The sequence below is a fragment of the Leptolyngbya sp. AN10 genome, assembly GCF_050565645.1.
Classification (GTDB): Bacteria; Cyanobacteriota; Cyanobacteriia; order Leptolyngbyales; family Leptolyngbyaceae; genus Leptolyngbya.
The window spans coordinates 233,171-258,095 of record NZ_JBNXVP010000001.1 but is presented as its reverse complement, the minus strand read 5'-3'; the positions used below and the strand labels follow the sequence as shown (position 1 = coordinate 258,095).

General features: G+C 45.6%; 26 protein-coding genes and 1 pseudogene. 20 read left to right on the top strand and 7 right to left on the bottom strand.

What is annotated here, in order from left to right:
- Positions 1 to 105: 105 nt before the first annotated feature.
- From folE to ACQ4M5_RS01320, 4 genes are all read right to left on the bottom strand, one after another.
- Entirely contained in the window at positions 106 to 720 is a 615-nt protein-coding gene (folE, locus tag ACQ4M5_RS01335; protein ID WP_430673802.1) for a GTP cyclohydrolase I FolE, read from the bottom strand.
- 169 nt (positions 721 to 889) lie between these two features.
- The gene (locus ACQ4M5_RS01330) at positions 890 to 1,384 is read right to left on the bottom strand and encodes a hypothetical protein (RefSeq protein WP_430673801.1); all 495 of its coding nucleotides are present in this window, start codon (positions 1,382 to 1,384) and stop codon (positions 890 to 892) included.
- 161 nt (positions 1,385 to 1,545) lie between these two features.
- A complete protein-coding gene (locus ACQ4M5_RS01325) occupies positions 1,546 to 2,784 on the bottom strand; it encodes an ATP-binding protein (RefSeq protein ID WP_430673800.1) in 1,239 nt (412 codons plus the stop codon).
- A 124-nt stretch (positions 2,785 to 2,908) separates the two neighbouring features.
- A complete protein-coding gene (locus ACQ4M5_RS01320) occupies positions 2,909 to 3,505 on the bottom strand; it encodes a Crp/Fnr family transcriptional regulator (RefSeq protein WP_430673799.1) in 597 nt (198 codons plus the stop codon).
- Between the two features lie 144 nt (positions 3,506 to 3,649).
- Here ACQ4M5_RS01320 and ACQ4M5_RS01315 point away from each other — a divergent pair, with 144 nt between their 5' ends.
- The 9 genes from ACQ4M5_RS01315 (at position 3,650) to ACQ4M5_RS01275 (ending at position 12,143) form a co-directional block, all read left to right on the top strand.
- Positions 3,650 to 4,060: a response regulator transcription factor gene (locus ACQ4M5_RS01315; RefSeq protein ID WP_430673798.1), complete on the top strand. Its 411-nt coding sequence runs from the start codon at positions 3,650 to 3,652 to the stop codon at positions 4,058 to 4,060.
- A 136-nt stretch (positions 4,061 to 4,196) separates the two neighbouring features.
- Complete coding sequence (locus tag ACQ4M5_RS01310; RefSeq protein ID WP_430673797.1) at positions 4,197 to 5,618, top strand: NAD(P)/FAD-dependent oxidoreductase; 1,422 nt, start codon at positions 4,197 to 4,199, stop codon at positions 5,616 to 5,618.
- Positions 5,619 to 5,660: 42 nt separating this feature from the next.
- The gene (locus ACQ4M5_RS01305) at positions 5,661 to 6,158 is read left to right on the top strand and encodes a MauE/DoxX family redox-associated membrane protein (RefSeq protein WP_430673796.1); all 498 of its coding nucleotides are present in this window, start codon (positions 5,661 to 5,663) and stop codon (positions 6,156 to 6,158) included.
- A 56-nt stretch (positions 6,159 to 6,214) separates the two neighbouring features.
- Entirely contained in the window at positions 6,215 to 6,985 is a 771-nt protein-coding gene (locus tag ACQ4M5_RS01300; RefSeq protein ID WP_430673795.1) for an SDR family oxidoreductase, read from the top strand.
- Between the two features lie 180 nt (positions 6,986 to 7,165).
- Positions 7,166 to 8,884, top strand: a complete 1,719-nt coding sequence (locus tag ACQ4M5_RS01295) for a GAF domain-containing sensor histidine kinase (protein WP_430673794.1) — start codon at positions 7,166 to 7,168, stop codon at positions 8,882 to 8,884.
- Positions 8,885 to 8,908: 24 nt separating this feature from the next.
- Positions 8,909 to 9,544 (top strand): response regulator, encoded by a 636-nt coding sequence (locus ACQ4M5_RS01290; RefSeq protein WP_430673793.1) that lies wholly within the window; start codon positions 8,909 to 8,911, stop codon positions 9,542 to 9,544.
- A gap of 128 nt (positions 9,545 to 9,672) precedes the next feature.
- The gene (locus ACQ4M5_RS01285; protein WP_430673792.1) at positions 9,673 to 10,212 is read left to right on the top strand and encodes a DsbA family protein; all 540 of its coding nucleotides are present in this window, start codon (positions 9,673 to 9,675) and stop codon (positions 10,210 to 10,212) included.
- Between the two features lie 32 nt (positions 10,213 to 10,244).
- A complete protein-coding gene (locus tag ACQ4M5_RS01280) occupies positions 10,245 to 11,510 on the top strand; it encodes an ATP-binding protein (protein ID WP_430673791.1) in 1,266 nt (421 codons plus the stop codon).
- Positions 11,511 to 11,627: 117 nt separating this feature from the next.
- Positions 11,628 to 12,143, top strand: a complete 516-nt coding sequence (locus tag ACQ4M5_RS01275; RefSeq protein WP_430673790.1) for a DM13 domain-containing protein — start codon at positions 11,628 to 11,630, stop codon at positions 12,141 to 12,143.
- 74 nt (positions 12,144 to 12,217) lie between these two features.
- Here ACQ4M5_RS01275 and ACQ4M5_RS01270 read toward each other — a convergent pair whose 3' ends face one another.
- Positions 12,218 to 12,775 (bottom strand): chlorite dismutase family protein, encoded by a 558-nt coding sequence (locus ACQ4M5_RS01270; protein ID WP_430673789.1) that lies wholly within the window; start codon positions 12,773 to 12,775, stop codon positions 12,218 to 12,220.
- Positions 12,776 to 12,990: 215 nt separating this feature from the next.
- Between ACQ4M5_RS01270 and msrA the strand changes: the two genes are divergently transcribed.
- The 6 genes and pseudogenes from msrA to fbp all read left to right on the top strand — a co-directional run bounded on the left by msrA (position 12,991) and on the right by fbp (position 19,844).
- Complete coding sequence (msrA, locus tag ACQ4M5_RS01265) at positions 12,991 to 13,743, top strand: peptide-methionine (S)-S-oxide reductase MsrA (RefSeq protein WP_430673788.1); 753 nt, start codon at positions 12,991 to 12,993, stop codon at positions 13,741 to 13,743.
- A gap of 24 nt (positions 13,744 to 13,767) precedes the next feature.
- Positions 13,768 to 14,799 (top strand): glucokinase, encoded by a 1,032-nt coding sequence (locus tag ACQ4M5_RS01260; protein WP_430673787.1) that lies wholly within the window; start codon positions 13,768 to 13,770, stop codon positions 14,797 to 14,799.
- A gap of 15 nt (positions 14,800 to 14,814) precedes the next feature.
- Entirely contained in the window at positions 14,815 to 17,703 is a 2,889-nt protein-coding gene (locus tag ACQ4M5_RS01255; RefSeq protein ID WP_430673786.1) for a bifunctional transaldolase/phosoglucose isomerase, read from the top strand.
- 46 nt (positions 17,704 to 17,749) lie between these two features.
- Positions 17,750 to 18,739 (top strand): annotated as a pseudogene (gene gnd / locus ACQ4M5_RS01250) (phosphogluconate dehydrogenase (NAD(+)-dependent, decarboxylating)).
- The gene (locus tag ACQ4M5_RS01245; RefSeq protein WP_430673785.1) at positions 18,736 to 18,858 is read left to right on the top strand and encodes a hypothetical protein; all 123 of its coding nucleotides are present in this window, start codon (positions 18,736 to 18,738) and stop codon (positions 18,856 to 18,858) included. Before gnd ends, ACQ4M5_RS01245 begins: the two are co-directional and overlap by 4 nt.
- Entirely contained in the window at positions 18,855 to 19,844 is a 990-nt protein-coding gene (fbp, locus tag ACQ4M5_RS01240) for a class 1 fructose-bisphosphatase (protein WP_430673784.1), read from the top strand. The genes ACQ4M5_RS01245 and fbp overlap by 4 nt, the downstream gene beginning before the upstream one ends.
- A gap of 43 nt (positions 19,845 to 19,887) precedes the next feature.
- Here fbp and ACQ4M5_RS01235 read toward each other — a convergent pair whose 3' ends face one another.
- Positions 19,888 to 20,487, bottom strand: coding sequence for a Crp/Fnr family transcriptional regulator (locus ACQ4M5_RS01235; RefSeq protein ID WP_430673783.1), 600 nt, complete (start codon positions 20,485 to 20,487; stop codon positions 19,888 to 19,890).
- A 359-nt stretch (positions 20,488 to 20,846) separates the two neighbouring features.
- Between ACQ4M5_RS01235 and ACQ4M5_RS01230 the strand changes: the two genes are divergently transcribed.
- Positions 20,847 to 21,497: a class I fructose-bisphosphate aldolase gene (locus ACQ4M5_RS01230; RefSeq protein WP_430673782.1), complete on the top strand. Its 651-nt coding sequence runs from the start codon at positions 20,847 to 20,849 to the stop codon at positions 21,495 to 21,497.
- Here the strand turns inward: ACQ4M5_RS01230 and ACQ4M5_RS01225 are convergent.
- Positions 21,459 to 22,634 (bottom strand): transposase, encoded by a 1,176-nt coding sequence (locus tag ACQ4M5_RS01225; protein WP_430673781.1) that lies wholly within the window; start codon positions 22,632 to 22,634, stop codon positions 21,459 to 21,461. The two genes, ACQ4M5_RS01230 and ACQ4M5_RS01225, sit on opposite strands and share 39 nt — an antisense overlap.
- A gap of 221 nt (positions 22,635 to 22,855) precedes the next feature.
- Between ACQ4M5_RS01225 and ACQ4M5_RS01220 the strand changes: the two genes are divergently transcribed.
- From ACQ4M5_RS01220 to ACQ4M5_RS01205, 4 genes are all read left to right on the top strand, one after another.
- Entirely contained in the window at positions 22,856 to 23,056 is a 201-nt protein-coding gene (locus ACQ4M5_RS01220) for a hypothetical protein (RefSeq protein WP_430673780.1), read from the top strand.
- Positions 23,057 to 23,230: 174 nt separating this feature from the next.
- Positions 23,231 to 23,533 carry a hypothetical protein gene (locus tag ACQ4M5_RS01215; protein ID WP_430673779.1) on the top strand — a complete coding sequence of 101 codons (303 nt, stop codon included), beginning with the start codon at positions 23,231 to 23,233 and terminating at the stop codon, positions 23,531 to 23,533.
- 81 nt (positions 23,534 to 23,614) lie between these two features.
- Positions 23,615 to 24,223: a thioredoxin family protein gene (locus tag ACQ4M5_RS01210; protein WP_430673778.1), complete on the top strand. Its 609-nt coding sequence runs from the start codon at positions 23,615 to 23,617 to the stop codon at positions 24,221 to 24,223.
- 5 nt (positions 24,224 to 24,228) lie between these two features.
- Complete coding sequence (locus ACQ4M5_RS01205) at positions 24,229 to 24,921, top strand: cytochrome c biogenesis CcdA family protein (RefSeq protein ID WP_430673777.1); 693 nt, start codon at positions 24,229 to 24,231, stop codon at positions 24,919 to 24,921.
- The last annotated feature ends 4 nt before the right edge of the window (positions 24,922 to 24,925 follow it).

Genomic DNA, 24,925 nt, shown 5'->3' with positions numbered 1-24,925 from the left:
GCACCTCTTGGTAGCAATGCCGACAAAACCAATAAACATGATGTCTATCAACATGACGCAGAGCCAGATTAGAGCAGAATGGACATTGAATCGCGCTCGTGTGCTTCACCAGAATGCAGGTTGATGGCGAATCAAGCTCAGAAACTCTTCGCGTGTTCTCTGATCTGCTTGAAATACGCCAATCATTGTACTGGTAACTGTCCAAGCACCAGACTTCTGTACTCCCCGCATTGCCATACACATATGAGTTGCTTCGATGACAACAGCAACCCCTTGAGGCTCCAGCACAGTCTGAATCGCATCTGCAATTTGACGAGTTAGCCGTTCTTGCACTTGTAAGCGTCGTGAATACATTTCGACAATTCGAGCCAGTTTGCTCAAACCAACCACTTTTTGATTGGGAATATAAGCAATATGCGCTCGACCTACGAAGGGCAGCAGATGATGTTCACAGAGGCTGAACATATCAATATCTCGAACTAATACCATTTCATGATGCCCTTCATCAAAAATTGCACCATTGATCAGTTCTTCTAGCGATCGCTGATAGCCACTCGTCAAAAACTGCATTGCTTTAGCAACACGATCGGGCGTTTTGAGTAATCCTTCTCGATTTGGGTCTTCACCAACACCTGAGAGAAGAATTTTTACTGCCTCTGTCATTGTCGTTTGGTTAGGAGCCACTTCGGAATTTTGCTGATTGTAAGAGGTCGCAGTCATATATCAATTCAGAAGATAGCAGAAGTCAGTCGATGAGGGATTTAATTGGTTCAGGTGATCTCAACTCGCATCGTTGATTTTTCCGCAAGTATCATCCATACCTCAATATGGAGGAAGCGGTAGATGTGATGCACTCAGACAGCTACCGCTTCCTCCATTTCGGCACAATTTAACCGCGCCCTGGCACTTGAATTCTGGCAGTTCCTACCGGAATCTCGCCTTGCAGTCCTACACGCTTCGCAGTGACTCCATACAGCAAGATTTCGCCCTCTTCTTCCACCGTCTCTGTTCCAATGATGTTAATTTGCAGAAGCTGTCCAGGTTCAACAGGTCGATCAAACGCGATCGCAACTTGTCTTTGATTTGATGTAACTTTCGCTGCAACTTCTTTTCCAGATCCGTCTGTCACCTGAATACGGCTGAATTTTCTCATTTGCGGTGGGATAGAAACCATCACGTCTTCCAAAGCCATCCCCACCACCATCACCTGAATGACATGGTTATCATTGAGCAATCCAGAACTGCTGATAAACGGGGCGGTAAACTTAAACGCCATGCTATCCAGTGCGACAGGTGCGATCGTTGGAGCAGAGGATAGAACGGGAGAGATGGTTGAAGCTGCAAGCAACAGTGCAGATAAGCCGCCAAACATTAGCTGTTTCATACTTGTTTTCGCTGAATAAAGTTCTCGATGATAGGTTCCAGCGAAGTTCTCTAAGCTTGCTGAAGGAACCTGATCTCTATACTGAACCCTCACCCTGAGAATTTACTGATAACACCCTGAGAATTTCTGAATGATTGACTGAGAATTCGTTTGTCGATCGTTCAACTAACAAATGGTAACTGAACACTAATCGTTGTTCCTGTTTTACAAGAATCAATGATCAGTTTACCGCGATGGGCTGTAACGATTCGTTTGACGATCGCTAACCCTAATCCAGTTCCAGAAGGCTTGGTTGAGTAAAAAGGCGTGGTCAGTTGGGGTAGAACTTCTGGTGGAATCGGAGTGCCCCCATTATGAATGTTGATGCAAATCAGTTTTGAGCAGAAGCGTCTCGTAATTTCGCAACTGACCTTCTCTCCAGGAGAAATCGCTTCAAAAGCATTCCGAACTAGATTAATGAAGACCTGTTTGAGCTTATCTTGATCTGCTAAAATATAGATATCTGATGTATCACAGATTAGCTCTATCCCTCGCTCGGTTGCTTCTGGCATTTCTCTAAGTTCAACTAGGAGTTCATTCAAGAACTGATTTAGATTCAGCTTTGATCGTTTTAGAACTTGTGGCTTTGTGTAAAGTAAGATTTCGGTTAGTAAATGCTTCAAGCGATGAGCTTCATTCAGCGCGAGTATTAATCGCTTTTGATCGGTGACTCCGGGCAGGAGCTTTCGAGCATAGTTCAAACCCATCTCGATCGTCGTGAGAGGACTGCGGATTTCATGAACAATTTGAGTAGTGAATTCTCCGATTTCAGCCAACCGTTCTTGATTTGCCAGTTTTGATTGGATTCTCTGTAGCTCTCTGACTCGTGGCGCTGCTTTGCAGATATCGCAAGGGTCGAGGTGCTGCTGATACAGTTGGTGATTGTCGATCGCCATTGCAGCCTGCTCTGCATACTGTCGAACGCTCGAAATCTTTTCTGTGCTGTGCTGGCAAGGCTGATGATGAAATGCGTATAGCGTCCCAACCACTTTGCCATAAATCGTTCGTAGCGGAATACCTAGAGCATAAGTGTAGCTTCCGAGTTGGTCTTGGTAGTCGAGTTGATGCTCAATTTCATCGATAGAGCAAAGTACTCCATGCTGAACGAGCAGCGCCGTAATCTCTCCATATAGAGAAGGGTTAGCTTCTGCCGTTTGCAGAGGTAGGCTGCTGGCTATCACTTGACCGCCTGTGCCTTCACAGACTGTAATGATCGACCAGTCTGAGTTCAGAAGTTGGCAGACATCACAGGTGATTCGGTACAAATACCGGTTGAGGATATAGGCGCGTTCATCTAATTCTGCTAGAGATTCTAAAACATGCTCCTGCTGTTCTACTGGCTGGCTGTCCTGCAAGTCCATAATCCATCTCCAGCAATCTCGTCAGAAGAATAATGTCAAAAGCTTAGAGGAGAAGGGTTGCATCAGTCCTTGATTTAAATCAAGTTTGAGCATCTTTCAGATTTTCTTAAGAATCTTGCTGTTTCTACATCAACGTGAGTAGACGCTTATTTCGCTGAATGATTCCTTGAGCTTCTAGTTGAGTCAGAGATCGAGATAATGCTTCAGGTGTGATCCCCAGATCGTAGGCGATCGACTTAAGCGGTTGTTCTAACAAAATGCTGTTCTGATTCGCAGGCATGATAAATCTCAAGTAGTGCAGCACTCGCTCCCGCGCTGGATGGATTCCGCGTAGCTCCAACATCACCTTAGTCGAGTGTAATCGGTGTGCAAGCTGCGACATAAAAGAGTGAGCGAGATCAGGATGCTGCTGAAGCGCCGCTAGAAACGACTGCTTTGGAAATGCTAAAACTTCGGTGGGTTCTTCCGCGATCGCAGTACAGGCATAGTGGTCGATAAACAGTACTACCTCTGCTAAAACTTGCCCCACAGTGACTTGATAATGATTCACGACTTGACCGCGCTCGGTGTAATGCAATAACCGAATTCGTCCAGTCTTAATCGCATACATCGCCGTAGAAACTTCACCCAAATGAAACAGAGGTTCTTTAGGTTGCAAAACTTGATGCTTCACAACTGACTGTAACGATTTGGGTAGCTGATCGAAATCTGAGAAGTTCATAGGGTTGTGGGAATTGAAGAAGCAATATCACTTTTAGCATATTTCAAAGGTTGACTTGATTCAGCGAGTTCTAATCTTCTTCTCAGGCTATCCGCAGTTTCATCAGACAGAATAATAAGCATCGAACTCTTTTTGTGCTGCTGTATGAAAACACATATTTTGCTCATCGAGGATCAGGTTAATCTAGCCCACTTCATTGCTTTAGAGTTACTAGCCGAAGGGTATAAAGTCAGCGTCGAGCATCATGCCAAAATCGGGCTGACAGCAGCCCAAGTTCTATGCCCTGACATAATTATATTGAGCTGGGATTTTCCTGGAGAAAGTGCCTCAAAAATTTATCACCAACTTAGGTCAATGGGAAATCAAATCTCGATCGTAGGAATGACCGTTGATGCGAGAAACCATACCATAGATCACTTGAAAAAAGATGGAATCATTTGGCTGATGAAGCCTTTTTCGATGCAAGATCTCCTCAATGCGATCCATCAAATTGACAGTAAAGCGTTTCCTCGTGTAGAGCATCCCCAAGCTGAGAAATTGCTGAGAACAGTCTGAGAATTTACTTATCAAATTATCAGCTTGAACTACAAAAATTCTTAGCTATCTATCATTCCTGACCAAGCTCACTCAGACACAATGAGCAAGAGCACTTCTCTGATACGACCGCTTCACCCTACGACAGGATATCGAGATGCGTGAACCGACTCTACCCACTGTAATCTTGGGCGCTGGCTTTACTGGATTGTTTGCAGCATTACATCTCTGCCATCGCCGCTATCCTCGGCATATTATACTCATCGATCGCTCAGAACGTTTTGCGTTTAAGCCTCTGCTGTATGAACTCTTGAGCGGCGAGATGATGGATATTCAAGTCCAGCCTCGGTATGCTGATCTGTTTGAGTGCGATAGTGTGACAGTTGTTCAAGACGAGATTCATACAATTGACTTAGAACAACAACAAATCAAGCTGGTATCAGGACTCTCTTATCGCTATAGCAATCTTGTTTTAGGACTAGGCAGCGTTCCAACTTACTTTGGCATTAAAGGGGCTGAAGACTATACGTTCGCGTTTCGGAATGGCGAAGATGCGATCGCATTACGACGGCAGTTACGAGATTGCCTGCAACGAGCAACTCAAGCGGATGATGAACAACGACAAGCACTACTAACAATTGCGATTGTGGGTGCTGGACCTTCAGGACTAGAAATGGCAGCCACATTAGCCGACTTGCTGCCGCAGTGGTACGACCGATTACACGGCGATCCCAAAGAAATCCGAATCGTTGTGCTAAATCGGAGCCACGAAATCCTCAAAGGGGATATCAATGGTCATCTGCGAGAAATTGTTCAGAAAGCACTCCAAACTCGATCGGTCGAAATCATTCAAGGGGTCGCAGTAAAATCTGTTTCAGCCGACGCGCTGGAATATGAGCAAGCGCATGAAATTAAAGTACTGCGGACTGCAACGATCATTTGGACAGCAGGCAATGGAGTGCATCCCCTGATTCAAACATTAGCCGTTTCACCTGAAAACCGCGATCGCACAGGTCGGCTAAATATTACTCCGACGCTCCAACTTCCTGATTTCCCTGAAGTATTTGTGGGTGGAGATTGTGCTGTTCTAGAAAAACCCCTACCTGCGACGGCTCAAGTTGCCTATCAGCAGGGAGCCGCGATCGCACACAACTTAAATGCGATCGCGCGAGGTCAACCCCTGAGACCTGCGACGGTTGCACTCCGAGGCACATTAATGAAGTTGGGCTTAGGCGAGAGCGTTGCGAATCTCTTCGATCGAGTTCCGATTACTGGGCGAGCAGGTCATGTTGTCCGGCATGGAACTTACCTCGAACTGTTACCAGTCTATGTTCACAATTTCAAAGCAACAGTAGGATGGCTCACGGATGAAGTGTTTCAGCGTCAGAGTCGATCTGCCTCTAAGCCTCGGATGCCAACCCGTTTGATTCAGAGGTTTGGAGATGTTGCGGCTGCGATCATCGTGATGAGTAGTGGATTATTGCTCTGGCGTGCTGCACAACCTTCTCAGTTTGAACAGACACTGCGATCGACACATCTGCCTGCGTTGCTCGATCGACTTCAGCAAAAACAAGGATAAACCTTACAATTTTTACCCTTCACTAAACCCAGGAAAACGCTCATGATTTTAGACACCCAGACTCAACCGGCGTTACGCAGCGAACAGCGTTTATTTCGACAATCCATTACGACAATGCGCTTTCTGTTAGGGCTTTTCTTTGTCCTTTCAGGCATTGCAAACTATCTCTACTTCAATGCTCCAGGCGGCTTTTTTGAAACAGTGACGCAACTCAAACTGAAGCTCTGGGGATGGGGCTTTGAGGGAATCGGTCCGTTACCACCATTGTTAGCCTATCCCTATGCTTACCTCTTGCCGATGGTTGAAATGGTCGTAGGGGCATTGTTTATGATCAATCGGTTTGTGCGCTGGGCAGGTATTGTAATGATGCTCATGCTGTTTAGCTTTATTCTCGCATTTGGTTTGATCGGACCAGATGGATTGCTTCCCAATAATCAAGGCAACTGGGATAAGAATGTATTTATGCTTGTGGGTGCTTGGATCTGTACAGCCTATGATCATTACCTTGTCGTTCGACGAGAAAAATCAGGTGAATTGTAGGCGCAACTCAAGTTTTATTTTCTAGAACAATCTGCACACATCAACGGAAATTCATCATGACTACATTGACCGGAAAGGTAGCGCTAGTGACTGGCGGAACTTCTGGAATTGGAAAAGCAACCGCGATCGCATTTGCTCAAGCTGGCGCAAAAGTCGTAGTTGCTGGGCGCAGACAATCGGAAGGAGAAGCAGTTGTTGATAAAATCCAGGCGAATGGCGGAGAAGCGTTTTTCATCAGAACTGATGTCAGCAACGAAGCGCAGGTTGAAACGTTAATTGAAACTGCAATGACAACTTATGGACGACTAGATCTTGCGTTCAACAATGCAGGTGTCGAGGGCGAGTTTGGTATTTCAACTGCGGAGCAAACGGCGGAACACTATCAGCAGGTGTTTGATATCAATGTGAAAGGCGTACTGCTTTCGATGAAACATGAAATTGCGGCAATGCTAGCTAGTGGAGGTGGTGCGATCGTGAATACGGCTTCGGTTGCGAGTACAATTGGGCTTCCTGGTGTCGGAATTTATGTTGCTAGTAAACACGCGGTACTCGGACTGACTCGCTCTGCGGCGTTGGAATACGCGCAACAAGGAATTCGGATTAATGCAATTAGTCCTGGTAGCGTGGAAACAGAGATGTTGCAACGTGCGGCTGGAGATCCCGCAGAAGCATCTGCGGGACGAACCTTCTTGAAAAACTTGCACCCGATCGGACGATTTGCAACACCCGAAGAAATCGCGGCTACAGTAGTGTTTCTTGTGTCTTCTGATGCTGCATTTGTGACGGGTGCAAATCTACTTGCAGATGGCGGTTGGACAGCACAGTAGTTCTATATTTGATACGATCGAAACCCAGAAGAATTACGGACAGTTACAGGGCTGTCCGTAATTCTTCTGGGCAAATGTTGTTTGAGGCTTGCTTTTTAGATCCACTGAAAATAAGATGGGTATAGCACGAACCATGAAAAATTGCTCCCTCACTATCATTCGTTTAATCATTCAATTCCCATGCTGCACAAGCGCGATCGCCTACTGGAAGCAACTGCTAGAGCCGCCAATGTACTGCTGACTTTAGATCAGATTGATGGAGCAATCAGCACTGCTTTGATGATGATTCTGGAAGCGATCGAGTGCGATCGCGTTGCAGTTCTAGAAAACAACTATATTGCCTCTTCCAAATTTCCAAGTTCCTCAACCACCATCTATGAGCAGTTTGCCCCCGGATTTGAAATATCCAATCGCTCGATCAGCGAAGTTCAGACAACCGAGGTAGATGCTACATTTGCTGCATTTGTAGAGCAGCACTTTCTCAACGGAGATGGGTTTGGTGGACTGGTGGAGGAATGGTGCGAACCACTGCGGAGTACGTTTGCGGCTGCGGGAATTCAGTCGGGTTACTCGATCGCGATTCGGGTAAATGGACATTGGTGGGGAGTTCTCTGTCTTGACTACTACCGCGCTCCGATTGAGATCACCCCGGCTGAAGTTGCGGTCATGCGAACGATCGCAGATTGTATGGGCAGCGCGATTCAGCGCGATCGCACTCAAAAAATGATTCTGCAAGCAGAGCAAAATCGAGCGATAGAACTGGCAAGAGTCAATGATGCTATGCGTCGTAGCATTAGTTGGCTGGCTCGTGATCCTGATATGAGTTCCTTCCTGGGGCATCTGCTGCAAGAATTTGCAGAACAGTTCGATGCTCAGGATGCTCAGATTGTTCTCTACAGTCCGCAAGATCGTACATTGCAAACCTTAGTCGGGTTACGGGATGGTGAGATTACTGCTGTCCTTCCCTACACCTCAAAGGTTCCTGCCGAACTGTGGCGCGGTTGGGAAGTACTACTACGATCGCCAAAGCCTAGACCTTTTAGTCTGGATGCAGAGGCTCATCTATTTTTGCCAGACTGTTTAGAGTCTCACCGTAAGCGCAACAATCAAGGCGTTGTCTGTACTTTGCTGTGGCAAGATGAACAGCCGCTAGGATTTATTGAGTTTGGGTATCGTAGTCGCGAAACCTTTTCAGAAAATGAACTGGAATTAGTTCAGTCACTCGCACAGCAAGCAACCTTAGCAATTCAATTGACCCGACTTGCAGAAGAAGCTCAGCAAGCAGCCCTCTTACAAGAGCGGACTCGCATGGCGCGGGAAATTCATGACACCTTAGCACAGGCATTTGCTGGAATTTTGATGCAGCTACAGGCGGTCAACTACTTTGCAACGGCTCAACCAGAACAAGCTCAATCTCACTTGCTCAATGCTCAAACGATCGCACAGGAAGGGCTAGCTGAAGCTCGGCGTTCAGTTTGGACGCTCTATCTCGAAACGACCGAATACGAAGACTTGGCACAAGCGATCGCTAAATTTATCGAACAACCTTCATTCAAGCAAGCCGCCTCAATTCAGTTCATCACAGAAGGAAGTCCCTACCGTCTGCATCCTGATTTGGGGTTGAATTTACTCCGAATTGCTCAAGAATCTCTCACCAATGCGATTCGCCATGCCAGTGCTCAAACCGTTCAAATTAAGCTGATCTACAGTCCCCATACCTTACAGCTTAGTGTTCACGATGATGGTTGCGGCTTTGAACCACAATCCCCGACTCAAGGATTTGGCTTGCTCGGAATGCAGCAGCGGGCATCTCGAATTGGAGCCACTTGGAATCTGATGAGTCAGCTAGGAAATGGAACGACGATTACTGTAATGTTAACTCATCCTGAAACGCGCTAGCTTTTACAATCTCACTGCTCTGTTATGCTGAATGAATCGACTAAAACTATCAAAATTCTGATTGCTGACGATCACCCGATCGTGAGTCAAGGGCTAGTTGCAATCTTGAACGATCAGCCAGATATGCAGGTTGTTGCTCAAGCTATGAACGGACGGGAGGCGATCGAACAGTTTCGTATTCTTCAGCCTGATGTCACTCTGCTTGATTTACGGATGCCAGAGGTCGGAGGTGTGGAAGCAATCACAACGATTCGCGCTGAATTTCCTGATGCCGCGATTATCATGTTTTCTATTTATGAAACCGATGAAGATATCTATCAGGGACTACGGGCGGGAGCGAAAGCTTATTTGCTGAAAGATACTCCCTGCCAGGAAATTTTAGAAGTGATTCGAGCTGTTAATGATGGGCAGCGATATATTCCAGCAGAAATTGGGACGAAGTTAGCGGCTCGGATGGAGCGTCCAAGTTTGAGCGATCGCGAATTTGAGGTCTTAGGATTAATGGCAAGAGGCAAAAACAACAAAGCGATCGCGGCTAACCTCGGAATTACTGAAAATACTGTTAAATTTCATGTGACTAATGTCATGATCAAACTGGGAGCCAGCGATCGTACTCATGCAGTCGTGAATGCGCTTCAGCAGGGTTTGATCAAGCTTTAATTTTAAGACCCTACCCATTTGGGTAGGTGAAAAGTCATCGCCTAGTTTAGTAATAAATTGAAGCATTTCCAATAAAGTACTCAATATCACCAGATAGCTACACGCTATCGTTATTTGAAGTTTTCCTGATGGCTCTATCTAATGAACCAAATTATCTTATGCTTCCTGTGAGCGATCGTGATCATTGCCAAGGTGATCCTACCGCAAAGATCACATTAGTTCAGTATGGTGACTATCAATGCCCTAGCTGTCAAGTGGCAGGTCAAATCATTCTATCGATTCAACAGCAATTAGGGGAGCAAATCCGATTCGTATTTCGTCACTTCCCACAAGTAAATCTTCACCCCCAAGCCCATCATGCTGCGGAAGCGGCAGAAGCTGCGGCTTCACAGAACAAGTTTTGGGAAATGCACCATCACCTACTGCACCATCAATCCCAACTTGCAGATGGTGATTTGGTTCAATATGCGATCGCGCTGTATCTTGATGTCAACCAGTTCTTAGCAGAAATGACAAGTGATTATCACATTGCGCGTGTCCAAGCAGATATTGAAAGTGGACTACAAAGCGGTGTTATCAAAACACCAACTTTCTTTATTAATGGTCTGAAATATAGTGATCAGCAATGCCTGGAAACGTTGCTAGAGACAGTTATATGCGCTCTATAAAGGTAGATTGACTCAAATCGAGACGATTGATTATGCCTAGACAGCCCCATTCATCTGTGAGTTTCTCGGAACTATCCCCTTTTACCCCAGGTCAACTAGATTTGGATCGCTTTACTACTTTGAACTACCAATCAGGCGATTTAGGAGACTACTTGAATGAAATTGTGCAGAGTGTTAGTCGATTGATTCAGTCGGATTGGACGATCGTTACGCTCTGTCAGGGAAAAATCGGTCAGGTGATTGTCAGTAGCATTGATTTGGCGCAGTCTAGCTTCTCAGTTCACGGAACACTAGCAGAAACAGTGATTGAATCTGGGCGATCGCTCATGATCGAAGACAGCCGCAATAGCTTGCAATATACTAATCTAGCAAGCGAATATCTTGCTTATTTAGGTGTTCCTCTAGCAACAAGAAATCAACAAATTATCGGTACAATCTGTTCTTTCCTCCGAGAGCCGCGTTCATTTACGGAGTCTGAAGTTAAGGTTATTGAATCATTTGCGGAGAGAGCCGCGACTGCGATCGGGAATTTCTGGCTCTATCAACAACAATTGCGATTTAATGAACAGTTGTCTCAGAAAGTTGCAGCTTGCTCAATGGATCTTAAACTCTCGCAAGAGAAGCTAGTTGAGCAGGAGCGATTGGCTGCGATTGGCGAATTTACGTCGATGATTGTGCATGAGATCCGAAATCCACTGACTACGATCGAAATGGGATTGAGATACGCTCAAAAAGTCTTACAGTCCGATTCTGATCAACAGCGTTTAATGCTTGCTTTGGGAGAATCTCACCGACTTCAGAATCTTTTGACTGAAATTCTGCACTATGCGAAACCCCAAGTTCTGCACCTCTCAAGATTTAACCTGGGTCAGTTCTTTGATGATTTGCTCATCCAAATTCAAGAGTTGCCTGAAGCTCCTGAACGCTGTATTACTTACATAAATGACTTTCCAGAAGCAGAAGTGATGGCAGATGTTGATAAGCTTAAACAAGTTTTCTTAAATTTATTTCGAAATGCTTTTGAAGCGATCGCGCTTCAAGAAACAGTTCGTTGCGAGATCGTTCAAGGTAGCAATCCAAGTCGAATTTGTATTCGGATTCAGAATGGCGGAACTCCAATTCCACCAGAGCTTTTACCTCAAATCACGACTCCATTCTGCTCGACGAAGCCTTCTGGCACAGGCTTAGGATTGGCAATTTCAAAGCGAATCATTGTCGCACATGGAGGAGAATTAGCGATCGCGTCTTCCAACTCAGGAACAACCGTCAGCATTTTTCTACCGTGCGAAGTTCAATAATCTGGCTTGAATATGAGAGGATTTTAATCGATCGCTCATCTTCAATTCATATCAGTTTGCGATATTCACTTTCATAAGTCAAACTCACGAAAGCCCTACACGGAAGAGATTTTTGATATGAAACGGCATTTTCGTTACATTCTACTATCCAGCCTGATTGCAGTCCTGATTGCAAGTTGTGGGAGTACAACGACCTCGACTTCTAGTTCATCGCCCCAAAGCACCAGTGTCGCCTCTCCAACCCCGACCGCTTCAGTATCTGCAATGGCAAAATCGACTGTCATTTCATCTGGTAATTTTGTCAGTGGTGAACACCCAACCCAGGGAAAAATCGAAATTGTCAACCAGAACGGCAAGCGCATTCTGAAATTGAGCGAGCAGTTTAAGACTTCGACTTCTGGACCTGATCTTGTCGTCGCGTTGCATCGATCGATGAATGTGATCGGAGAAACAACTCCTCCAGCTTATTCACTCAAAGAGGGAGACTATACTGTTCTAGCACCTTTGAAACAATATAGTGGAGCGCAGAGCTATGAGATCCCAGACAGTATCAACTTAGCTAACTTTCAGTCGGCAGTCATTTGGTGTCGTCGCTTTAACGCTACCTTTGGTTCTGCTGCTTTGAAGTCTTGATGATCTCAATCTTTACCATGATTACAATCTTTCTAGGAGGGTGGTGCTCTGGAGGTGTTCTCTTAAAACACCCTCTAGGCTCTGTAATCTCGGTTTAGACGAACCTCAACTTCACGCTCTACATATTGCCATTCTTTACTTGCACGCATCCGAACTAATAGTTCATCAAATGCTTGTGTATGTTCCGGTGCGAATTCAAACCACGTCAGAAAGTCAAACGCTTCGCCTAGATCTCGACAGTGCATGAGCCGACGAGCAACCCCTGGAAGATACTCCAATCCTACAGCCGTATGATGGGATTCTTCCTCAAAAATTGCTCGTCGTTCATCTTGTGCCATATCCCACCACTGAGCAGATTTTTTGATCGGAATCAACACCGCAGAAACGGCTTCTGAGCGATCGAGTTCAGGCTGCACGGCTCGAAGCGTACTAATCTCATCTCGGTTAGCATAGCGAATGTTGCTTGTAAAACTTTGCAGAACCCATGAACTGTCTGAGGGTGCTTCTGTGATAGCATCATTGACCACATCTAGCCGTTCAACTGCTTCTAACCCAGTCCCCAATATTGCACGTACCTCGACCACGCGCCAATCGCCCTGCCGACCTCCAATGAACGAATATCTATTGTTCATGACATTTACTCCAGTAAGTTACCAGGTTGTCTAATCGCTTCTAAACTCTCTCCCGCTAGGATAGCTCCAAACTAGCTGTTTTTGCGAAATCCGTATCTAGATTCTTTTTCTCAGTAAACTCTGCCGAAATTATCAGGATAGATTCATTTGATTCTCAGATACATCACGCAAGATAAGAAGCATACCTAATCCGAATCACAGAGAGTCTCAATAGTATGAGATCGCAACAATTAATTCGATCCCTGATCCCTGCTTTATCGATCGTATTTTTATGCGCGATCGCACTCACCTTGATTAGCCGAACAACGCTCCGAAACCCACTATCTCAGGCAAGTCATGAATCACCTACAAGTATCGGAATATTTCCCGATCCCACACTCGATATCCCCGCTTCTAACTCAGGTCAAAAACAGACCATTGTTTTAGCGGGTGGGTGTTTTTGGGGCGTAGAAGCTGTTTTCGAGCAATTGAAGGGTGTTTCCCAAGTTGTATCTGGCTACTCAGGCGGCAGTGCTGAAACTGCAAACTATAGCCAAGTCAGCTTGGGCAAAACGCCCCATGCAGAATCAGTAGGAATTACCTACGATCCCACTCAGATTTCCTATGGTCAATTGCTGAAAGTCTACTTTGCAGTGGCTCATGATCCCACTCAGCTTAATCAGCAGTATCCCGATCGTGGAACTCAGTATCGCTCCGCAATCTTTTTTGCGACCGATAAGCAGAAGCAAGTTGCACAAGCCTACATTGAGCAACTCAATCAAGCACAGAGCTTTCGTAAGCCAATTGTGACGCAGGTTGTTCCTTTAGAGAAATTCTATGCGGCTGAGACTGACCACCAAAATTTTGTCAAGCATAACCCAAACTATCCCTATGTGGTTGTCCATGACTTGCCAAAGCTGAAGCGACTCGAAAAGCGGTTTCCTAACCTATATCGAGATCAGCTTAAGTTATCTACAACAAGTCAGTAAGTATTCAATCGAGAAGGTGCTAGCATGATCATTCTGGCAGGAGACGTAGGAGGAACAAAGACAATTCTGCGTCTAACAGAAGCGCGATCGTCACAAACTTTATGCGAAGGGCGATATCGTAGTCAAGAGTTTTCCGATCTGAGCGAAGTTGTATCTAAATTTTTAGCCACTGCAACTCAAACACTTCAACAGTCTATTCATCCTGAGATAGCTTGCTTTGCGATCGCAGGTCCCGTCGTCAACAATTCTTCAGTCCTGACCAATCTCGGTTGGTCTTTAGAAGCATCACGCCTCAGTCAAGAGACTAAGATTCCAAACATCTCTTTGATCAATGATTTTGAGGCAGTCGGCTATGGAATATTAGAACTGAGTGCCAGTGATGTCTGTACGCTGCAAGCTGGCGATTTACGTCCTCATGCACTGATCGCGATGCTTGGAGCAGGTACAGGTTTAGGTGAAGGCTTTTTACTGTATCAGGGTGAGCGCTACCGGGTTTATGCTTCAGAAGGTGGACATGCTGACTTTGCTCCACATACTGAGTTAGAGTGTCAGCTATTGCACTATTTGTTAGAGCGATCGACGACTCAGCATGTCTCTGTCGAACAGATAGTCTCTGGCAATGGAATTCTAGCAATCTATCAATTTCTGCGTCATCATACTGGACTGGATCAGCTTCTATCCGGGGACGATGTTGATTTAACCTCAAAGATCTCTGATGCCGCGCTTACTGCACAAGATCCGTTAGCAGAGAAAGCGTTACAGATATTTGTTAAAGCCTATGGTGCAGAAGCAGGAAACCTTGCTTTGAAGCTTCTACCCTATGGAGGTATTTATATTGCAGGGGGTATTGCCGCTAAGATTCTGCCGTTGATGCAAGACGGGACTTTTTTAAAAGCATTTCTGAGTAAAGGCAGAATGAGTTCGCTCCTCGAAAAGATCCCAGTTCATATTGTCCTCAATCCTTATGTTGGTCTGATAGGTGCAACAAGATATGCCAGAACAATGGCAATCGAATTCTACCCGCATCACAGTAATTCTCTCATTGATTTGAGTTAGGAGGAATTTTGAGCAATGACTCAATCTATTGCACAGAACGAAGATCAGTCCATGAATTCGCTTCATTTTTTACAGCATCATGGACAATCAATTTGGTTAGATTACATTCGTCGCAGCTTACTGACCAGTGGTGAGCTTCAGGAATTAGTTGATTCTGGCACAGTACAGGGCGTAACCTCTAATCCTGCTATTTTCCAAACTGCGATCGCAGGCAGCACTGACTATGATGAAGCGATTGATGCACTTGAAAAAGCAGAAGATCGTGATGCGTTATCTCTGTATGAAGAACTCGCGATCGCAGATATTCAGGCTGCTGCGGACATCTTAATGCCAATCTACACTCGCACCCAAAAGCGGGATGGGTATGTGAGTTTGGAAGTGTCTCCCTATCTCGCCTATGATACTGTTGGGACAATTGCTGAAGCCCATCGTCTCTGGCAAGCTGTCGCACGACCTAATTTGATGATTAAAGTGCCTGCCACTTCTGAGGGAATTGCTGCGGTTGAGACATTGATCGGGAGTGGAATTAATGTAAACGTGACTCTGCTATTCTCTCAGGCTGCGTATAAAGCTGTAGCAGAGGCTTATATTACCGGGTTGGAAAGATTTTCTGCTCAAGGTGGGGATGTTAGCCAGATTGCAAGCGTCGCAAGCTTTTTTATTAGTCGAATTGATACTGCGATCGATGGATTGCTCAATGCAAAACTGAATCAAGATCCAGAGATTCATTTGCAAAATGTTCTCAAAAGTTTGCTAGGGAAATGTGCGATCGCAAATGCGAAATTGACGTATCGTAAATATCACGATCTCTATCAAAGTCCTCGTTGGTGGTCACTTGCCACACAGGGTGCACAGCCTCAACGATTGTTATGGGCAAGCACAGGCAGCAAAAATCCATACTATCGAGATGTCGTGTATATAGAAGAATTGATTGGCGCGGATACTGTGAACACTGTACCGCCTGTGACTTTAGCAGCTTTTATTGATCATGGACAGCCTCGCCTGAGCTTGATTGAACAGCCTGAAGTTGCAGAAACGATGTTATTCATGCTGCAACAGGTTGGTATTTCTCTGCCGCACATTGCAGAGAATCTGCTAGCACAAGGCGTAAAACTTTTTCAGGATGCGTTTGATGCACTTTTAAGTGCAGTCGCTCGGAAGCGAGAAGTGGTTTTGGGGAATCAAATCGATCGTATGTCTTATTGCCTTCCTGCTGCCCTCGCTGAATCTGTTCAGGCACATCTCACGGACTGGCGACAGAGCGGAAAAATTCGTCGTCTGTGGGCACAGGATGCCTCACTTTGGACAGATGCAGATGAAAATTATTGGTTAGGCTGGTTGGGGATTACAGACGATCAGCTTGCTCATCTTGAGCCACTCAATCAGCTTGCTCAAACGATTCGAGAACAACGGTTTAGTCACATTGTGTTGCTGGGTATGGGAGGATCGTCTCTTGGTCCTGAAGTGCTGAAGAAAACATTTGGCAAAGTTTCAGACTTTCCAGAATTGCATGTACTAGATTCGACTGATCCTGTTCAAATTCAAAGCATTGAGAATCAAATCGATCTCGCTCAAACCTTATTCATCGTCTCTAGCAAATCAGGAAGTATACTAGAGCCTCATCTCTTCAAGCAATACTTCTTCGATCGAGTACAGCAAATTGTAGGATCTAGCTTGGCTGGAAGACAATTTATAGCAATCACTGATCCTGGCTCTAAGCTGCAACAAATTGCTACAGCCGATCGCTTCTTCCAAACTTTTCTAGGACTGCCTTGTATTGGTGGGCGCTACTCGGTTCTGTCGAATTTTGGCATAGTTCCTGCTGCACTAATGGGCATTGATGTTGCAGAATTTTTGCGTCTAACCGAGGAGATGGTGCATTCCTGTGCCCCCTCTGTTCCTGCTGAGGACAATCCGGGCGTTATTCTTGGAACGATTCTAGGAGTCCTTGCAAATCAAGGATGTGACAAAGCTACATTCATTGCTTCACCGGGGATCGCTAGTTTGGGAGCTTGGCTAGAGCAATTGCTGGCAGAGTCAACCGGAAAGATTGGCAAAGGGATCATTCCGATTGATCAAGAAGAGATCGCAGAACCTGAAAATTACGGCAGCGATCGCCTTTTTATCTATATTCGGTTAGAATCTGCCCCTGATCCAGCGCAAGATTTGGCTGTCCTTGCTCTGGAGCAGGCTGGATTTCCGGTCGTAAGAATTTCACTTGCACATCCCGATTACATTGGGCAAGAATTTTTTCGATGGGAAATCGCGACTGCCGTTGCTGGAGCAACTCTGAACATCAATCCTTTTGACCAACCTGATGTTGAATCGAGCAAACTTGCGACAAAGCAGTTAATGCTAGATTACGAAAACACTGGAATTCTGGAGATTGAAGAGCCGCTTATCGTTCAATCAGGAATTCAGATCTATGCCGATCCTAAAAATGCTGCTGCCCTTGCGAAAGCAACCACAGAGAACTCCCTAACAAGCTACTTGTCGGCACATTTGAATCGGCTCAAAGCAGGAGACTATTTTGCTCTACTTGCCTATATTGAAATGAATGATCTGCATTACGAGTACCTGCAATCAATTCGTCACATGATTCGTGATGCAAAGCAAGTTGCAACCTGTTTAGGATTTGGACCAAGATTTCTTCACTCTACAGGGCAAGCATACAAAGGCGGAGCGAATACAGGAGTGTTTTTACAACTTACAAGCGATGATACGACTGATCTTGTTGTTCCTGGGCGGAATTATAGTTTTGGAATTGTCAAAGCAGCGCAGGCACGTGGAGATTTTCAAGTTCTAGCAGAGCGCAATCGACGAGCTTTGAGACTGCATCTCGGTAGCAATATAGAGGCAGATTTAGAAACTCTCAAGACAGCAGTGCAAGCGGCATTGTCATAGCTCTTCAAGTTTGATCTACTGTTGTCAGTTTTTACAGGAGAATGTCATGCAAATTGGTGTGTTTGGACTGGGACGCATGGGCGCAAACATTGCTCGTCGGTTACTAAAAGATGGGCATGAGTGCGTCGTTTTCAATCGGAATCTAGATAAAGTAAAACAACTTGCTACAGAGGGGGCGAAGGGAGCAAACACGCTGGATGAATTGATTGAACAATTGATTCCCCCTCGCGTGATTTGGGTGATGTTGCCAGCGGGAGCAGTCACCGAAGAAAGCATTCTAGAAGTTACGATGAAACTGTCTCCTGGAGATATCCTCATTGATGGCGGCAACTCTTACTACAAAGACGATGTTCGTTGATCGAAATGGCTTCACGATCGCAATATTCACTACATTGATGTGGGAACAAGCGGCGGAATCTGGGGGCTAGAACGAGGCTACTGCCTCATGATTGGAGGCGAAGCTTCTATCGTTGAAAAGCTCGATCCAATCTTCCGTTCTCTAGCTCCCGGAATGGGCAGTATCTCAAGGACTCCAGGGCAAGAACATTTGAAGTCTACGGCGGAAGCAGGATATTTATATTGTGGGTCTAGTGGCGCAGGACACTTTGTAAAAATGATTCACAATGGCATTGAATATGCACTGATGCAATCTTATGCAGAAGGATTTGATATTCTGCGTAATGCCAATTCTCCTGAAGTCAGTGAAGTGCATAGCTATGACTTTAATGTATCTGAGATTGCAGAAGTTTGGAGACGAGGAAGCGTAGTCGGGTCATGGTTGTTAGATCTCGCTGCGATCGCATTAACTGAGAATCCAACGCTCTCTAACTACACAGGCTATGTGCAAGACTCTGGCGAAGGGCGCTGGACAATTATGGCAGCGATCGAGTCTGCTGTTCCCGCAGAGGTTTTATCTGCTGCATTGTATGCTCGGTTTCGTTCTAGACAGGAACATACTTTTGCTGAGAAGGTTCTGTCTGCAATGCGCCAGCAGTTTGGAGGGCATGTGGAGCAAATTGTGGAGCAACAGAAATGACATCATCAAATTTGTTAGCTCCTGCTATTCCGCCTTGTGCGGTAGGAAGTTGGGGTCATGAAGAAGCAGACGACTTGTTGTACAAAGACCAGCGGCAATGGTGGGGAATCGGAATATGATTACGCAAGCAATGACCCTCGATCGACAACTTTGGCAACAGCAGCAAGAATTCAATATTCCAGTAGAACTCTCGATCGTAATGAGTCAAATGGGCTATGCTGCCAAGATTCTGACTCGTGAGATTAGCCGCGCTGCTCTAGTTGGGCAGTTGGGATTGGTTGGTGACAAAAATGCGACTGGAGATGCTCAGAAGAAACTTGATGTTTTCAGCAATCAGACGATTATTGAAGCCTTTTCAGACACGGGTTTAGTTGCTGCTCTTGTTTCTGAGGAACTAGAAACCCCTCAATTTATGGACTGTCGCAATAGTACGCCTTACATTCTTTGTATTGATCCGCTGGATGGCTCATCCAATATCGATAGTAGCGGAGCATTGGGAACAATCTTTGGTTTGTATCGCCGGAATACTCACAACGGGTGTTGCAGCTTAGAGGAAGATATTCTGCGGCGAGGAACCGAAATGGTCGCAGCGGGCTATATTCTCTATGGCACAAGTACTATTTTGGTCTACACCTGTGGTCATGGAGTGAATGGCTTTACTTTGGATACTAGCTTGGGTGAATTTCTCCACTCTCACAGCAACTTGCGTTGTCCAGGTGATGGGAAATACTACAGCGCAAATCTCAGCTACGCTCAACACTGGCAACCTCATATTCAAAAGTTCATAACTCATCTAAATCAGCAACAATCATCCTTGCGTTACAGTGGTGCGCTCGTTGCAGATGTCCATCGTAGTTTGATTGAAGGAGGAATTTATCTCTATCCCTCTACTCCCGATTATCCTGATGGCAAGCTGCGATTATTGTATGAATGTGCGCCTCTTGCATTTATTGTTGAGCAAGCTGGCGGTGCAGCCCTGACTGAAACTCAGAGAGTTTTAGAGATTCAGGCGGAAACGATTCATCAGAGATCGCCATTGATCATCGGGAGTAAGGCAGCAATTTCACTTTACGAGCAATTCCTTCAAGCGACTCATCAGGCATGATTTTTTAGCGTGAAACTGGTCTAATAGGTTTCACGCTAAAAAATCACTCATGCAGTACGATCGTTCGCTTAGTTCGAGTGATTATGTTCTCTAATTCTAATTGCTTCAAGATTCGAGATAAGCTTTCAGGACTCACTCCTAACTCTTGAGAGATACTTTTTAGGGGACGATCAAGCTGTACTGTTCCTCCGTTTGAATCTGTCAGATACCGAAGATAATGCAATATTCGTTCGCGGGTTGATCTCATTCCACGCACCTCTAACATCACTTTAGTGCGATGCAAGCGGTGCGCCATTTGCTCCATAAACGCATTCGACAGCGTGAAATCTTGTCTCAAGGCTGACCAAAACTCTGATTTTGGAAATGTAATCACTTGGGTTTGCTCTTCTGCGATCGCGCTACATAAATGCACCTCATCAAACAGAGCAACTTCTGCAAAAAACTCTCCCGCATACACTCGATAATAGTCAATCTCTTGACCATCGTTACCGTAGCGAAGCACCCGAATTGCGCCAGATTGCAGCATAAAGATGGAGTGAGTCGGATCAGATTGGTGGAAGAGATGCTCTCCTGATTCCAGGGTTTGATGGGTCGCTATCGATCGTAACTGAGCCGGAAGCTTTTCAAGATCCAGAAAATTCATAGCACTATGAGAAAGGACAAACCACCTTGATTTAGGAATTCATAGCCACTTCAGAGAATATGTCTGATAGCAGGTTGCTTGAGTACGCTAAGGACAGGATTCACCTACTATCGCTAAAATTGTTTAATTTAGGCTGAGATAGATTTGAGTAATCGATAAAAGATTATGTAGCTGTCCAGATTTAGTCAAAAGCCAATACATTGCTTCCTGAAAAGTAGCTGAATCTCCTCTGATATCTTTCTCAGGCAACTTTCACAGAATTCCTAGCTAAATCTCAGAACAGTATCAGGCTAAGTTGAGATACTGCAAAAGCAGAGCGCATCAATCTTCAATCAATAGTAAAGTGGGGACATATAGCTATGACTCAACACACTCAAGAGATTCTCAGTTGGTATGGTAGTGATAATCCTGGTACACTGACTAATCTTGCCCGATTGCTCAATCATGGAAAATTAGCGGGCACAGGTAAGCTCGTAATTCTCCCTGTTGATCAAGGCTTTGAACATGGTCCTGCCCGCAGTTTTGCGCTTAATCCATCTGCATATGATCCGCGCTATCATTTCCAACTTGCGATCGACGCTGGTTGTAGTGCTTATGCTGCACCACTTGGCTTTCTAGAAGCTGGCGCACGCGAGTTTGCAGGTCAAATTCCATTGATTCTGAAGGTGAATGATCATGATGTCCTGCTTGATGAAGCTGATCCTCATCAAGCCTTGACGAGCAGTGTTCAAGATGCACTGCGGCTAGGGTGTGTGGGCATTGGATTTACAATCTACCCAGGCTCATCCTATCGATTAGAGATGTACGGTCAGATTCGTGCGTTAGCGGAGGAAGCAAAGCATTATGGATTAGCTGTGATTATCTGGTCGTATCCTCGTGGATCAGAACTGAGCAAAGCAGGAGAAACAGCGATCGATGTTACTGCTTATGCGGCTCATATTGCGGCTCAACTCGGCGCACACATCATTAACTCAGATCTTGCACCATTCCTGATAGGCGGGATTGGGTAGCGACTTGAGAACAATCTCAAACTGATAGCCAGCAGCAATCGGAACTGCTTTTTGTAGATATCGGAGGAATTGGAACCACAACACAGAAGGAAATAAAATCGACAAAGCTAAATCACTTGCAACCTTCCAATCGAGTTGAGAGAGCAAGGTACTTTGGTGAATCCAATAGACCAAGAGGTAGGCAATCAGAGCCAAAATCAACCAGCGGTAGACCCCTTGCTGAGTCGATTGACCAAAGCGATGCAGCCCGAAGCGATGTTTGATAGTTTTGAAGAAGGCTTCAATCGCCCACCGTTTGCGACCCAAACGCACGAGATAAACCCCAGAGTAAGGATAAGTGGAGACAACAAAGCGCAGTTCTCGCTTGCCATCGGCTTGCTTCAGCCAGAACCAGGAAACTGTGAGCGGGAAGTCAATGCCATCAATCTTAATTTGCGCTCCCCGCTTGCCCTGACGGTAAAGCTGTTTGAGGTTAGTGCCATCTTGTAATTTGCGGGTGCAGCGCATTCCCACCACCGCTCGCCACCCCCGGTGTTTCACAGCATTGAGGAATTCAATTGTGCCAAACTCAGTGTCGGCAAGCACAATCACAGGCGCACTCGCACTCAAGACAGTTGGGACTGTTGCTAGTAGCCTACAGGCTAACTGCGATGGACTGGCTTGCCCTTTACCTCTCCAGACTCGAAAACTCCAGGGAACCCGCCAATTGCCGTAGTTAAGATACAACACAACCAGATGCAGTCCACGTTTGCCATTCAGCATTCGCACCCAAGGGTCAGGCTTCTCTGGGTCTTCGGTGGGCGTACTCAGATGCAAAAACGTGCCGCATTTCTCCAGCGTTGTTAGGTCGATGAGTACTCGCAGTGGCAGGTCTTTGCGGAGGGGATGCTGGTTCAGTTGGTCAAAGATTGCCTTGCGGGTCGTGCGGATCACGCCGCGCGTAGACCACGAATAATGATTCAAAAATCGGCTGAGCGAACTGGCAGATTTCACCTGGGTGTGCTGGGGCAAAGGGTGTCCGAGTGCTTCGAGAAATAGCCCGAATAGTGCATTCAAACTGGCTTTTTGATAGACACTAGGCATCAAGCAGAGAAGACTATAAACTAGCGATTGGGCGTGTACAGCGATGGTTTCCATAACCGTCTCATCTTTTTTCTACGCCCTTTCTTTCAGATTTCGAGCCGTTTGGCAACCCCTAATGAGAATGGTGCAAGATCTAAGTTAAAGTAAAGCTTCCTTCTGATCACATTGAACAAGATGCAGCGCGGAAAGTTTACGAGAAGCAAAATATTCCGATTTCAAAGCTGGAAGAGCGAGTTCGCCATGTCGTTCAGTGTACTTTTAATGGGCGACGCATCGTGATTTTCTCTGGTGGAACGATAGATAGTGATGATACCCTGCTTGAGGGGATTCGAGCAATTCATGCGGGAGGCGGTTTTGGCTCGATTATTGGACGCAACTCATTTCAGCGATCGTACTCCGAAGCCCTAGCGTTACTCAAATCTATTACAGATATCTACAGCAGCGAAGCAATGAATCTTGCTGCCACGACACTTTAGATCTCACAGCTTCCACACTCAGGAATTTCTCAGGTTAAACTCATGCAATTCTAGGGGTAATTTAATGCTTCTTTTAGCTTTGCCAATCATACTTCAATCAGACGTAAGTGCTTTTATAAAAAGAATGTCCTTCTACGAAAGCACGTCTTATCTCTATGTAGGTTATTAACAAACATGAACTCAAAAATTATTGCTACACTACTCGGTCTTGCCTTAATAGGAAGTCTCGCAGCTTGCTCTGCTTCTGAAAGTCAGAAGCCTGGTACTACTAACACAGCGCAGCCTGATGCCATGAAACAAGGTGATGCCATGAAACAAGGTGATGCCATGAAGAAAGAGGGTGACGCGATGAAACAGGGCGATGCAATGAAACAGGGCGATGTAATGAAACAGGGCGATGCAATGAAGAAACAACCTGACGCGATGAAGAAAGAGGGTGATGCGATGAAGAAAGAGGGTGAGCCTGCAAAACCATAGTGCCCTATTAGCAGAATCTTCTTGGTTAATCGTGAAATTTTCTGAGGAGGGATCGAGCAATTATCTAACTTGGAGAGTCTTATGGGAAAAATCTTCAATCAGCGTCGTCAGCTTCTGCTCTACTTGGGTCTAGGTGTGTTCGGTGCTGGAGCGGCAACTGCCCTAAGACCACAATCTAGAAAAACTGAGCTATCCCCAATCGCATCACCTAACCTTGCTCCTAATCAAGACTCCACCAGCCTGAATTCCTCTGGAAGCTCATTACCTGATTTCCAGGGAATTCAGCATTGGTTAAATTCCTCTCCACTGTCGATCGCAGATCTCAAGGGAAATGTCGTTCTGATCCAGTTTTGGACATTTGCCTGCATTAATTGTCAGCGAACCCTTCCATACATTACTCAATGGCATCGTCAGTACGCTGCACAAGGCTTAAAAGTAATTGGAATTCATACCCCAGAATTTGCATTTGAACGCGATCTAAACAACATTGAACGAGCTTTAGAAAAGCACAAAATTACTTATCCTATCCCGATCGATAACGAGTACAAAACCTGGAAAGCTTATCAAAACGAATACTGGCCTCATCTATTTTTGGCTGATCGGCAAGGTTTGATTCGTTACGATCGCATTGGAGAAGGGGCATATGATACGACTGAGCAAACGATTCAAAAGCTTCTAAAATCAGGATAGTTGCGATGAACATATCGACCCTCTCAGTGCAAATTGCAATTCTTGCAGGACTTCTTACTGTTCTATCTCCCTGCGTCTTACCGATTCTTCCGGTGTTGATCGGACGATCTTTACACTCTCATCGCTATGGTCCAGTTGCGATCGTAATCGGGCTAGTTGGCGGTTTTGCTGTAGCAGGAAGTTTGCTTGGAATTAGTGCAAGCTGGTTAACTGGAGTTGCTAATTTTCTGCGCTACGTTGCGATCGCAGTTCTTCTGGGACTTGGCATTCTCGCCCTATTTCCCAAATGGAGTTATGCTCTGTTCAGCTATCTCCCGGTTCAAAGATGGACGCAGGAGCGATCGCGAAGCGGATTATGGGGCGAGTTTTGGCTTGGAACTCAACTTGGACTACTCTGGACTCCCTGCGCTGGACCTGTACTCGGTGGAATTTTAGTTCTCGCTGTTGTCCATCATCAAGTGATGAGTGCTTTTAGCTTGCTGCTGGCGTATGGGTTGGGGGCTGCTATTCCATTGCTCGTGATTGCTTATGGCGGACGAACACTGACACAACGATTGCTAGGATTACGATCGCACAGTTTGATGCTGCAAAAGGTTGGCGGCATTGTTGTGATTTTGAGTGCGATCGCAATTTCGCTAGGTTGGGATGTGCAAATCCAGCTATGGCTTGCACCGTTTTTTCCTAAAGCTTCACTCTGAGGAA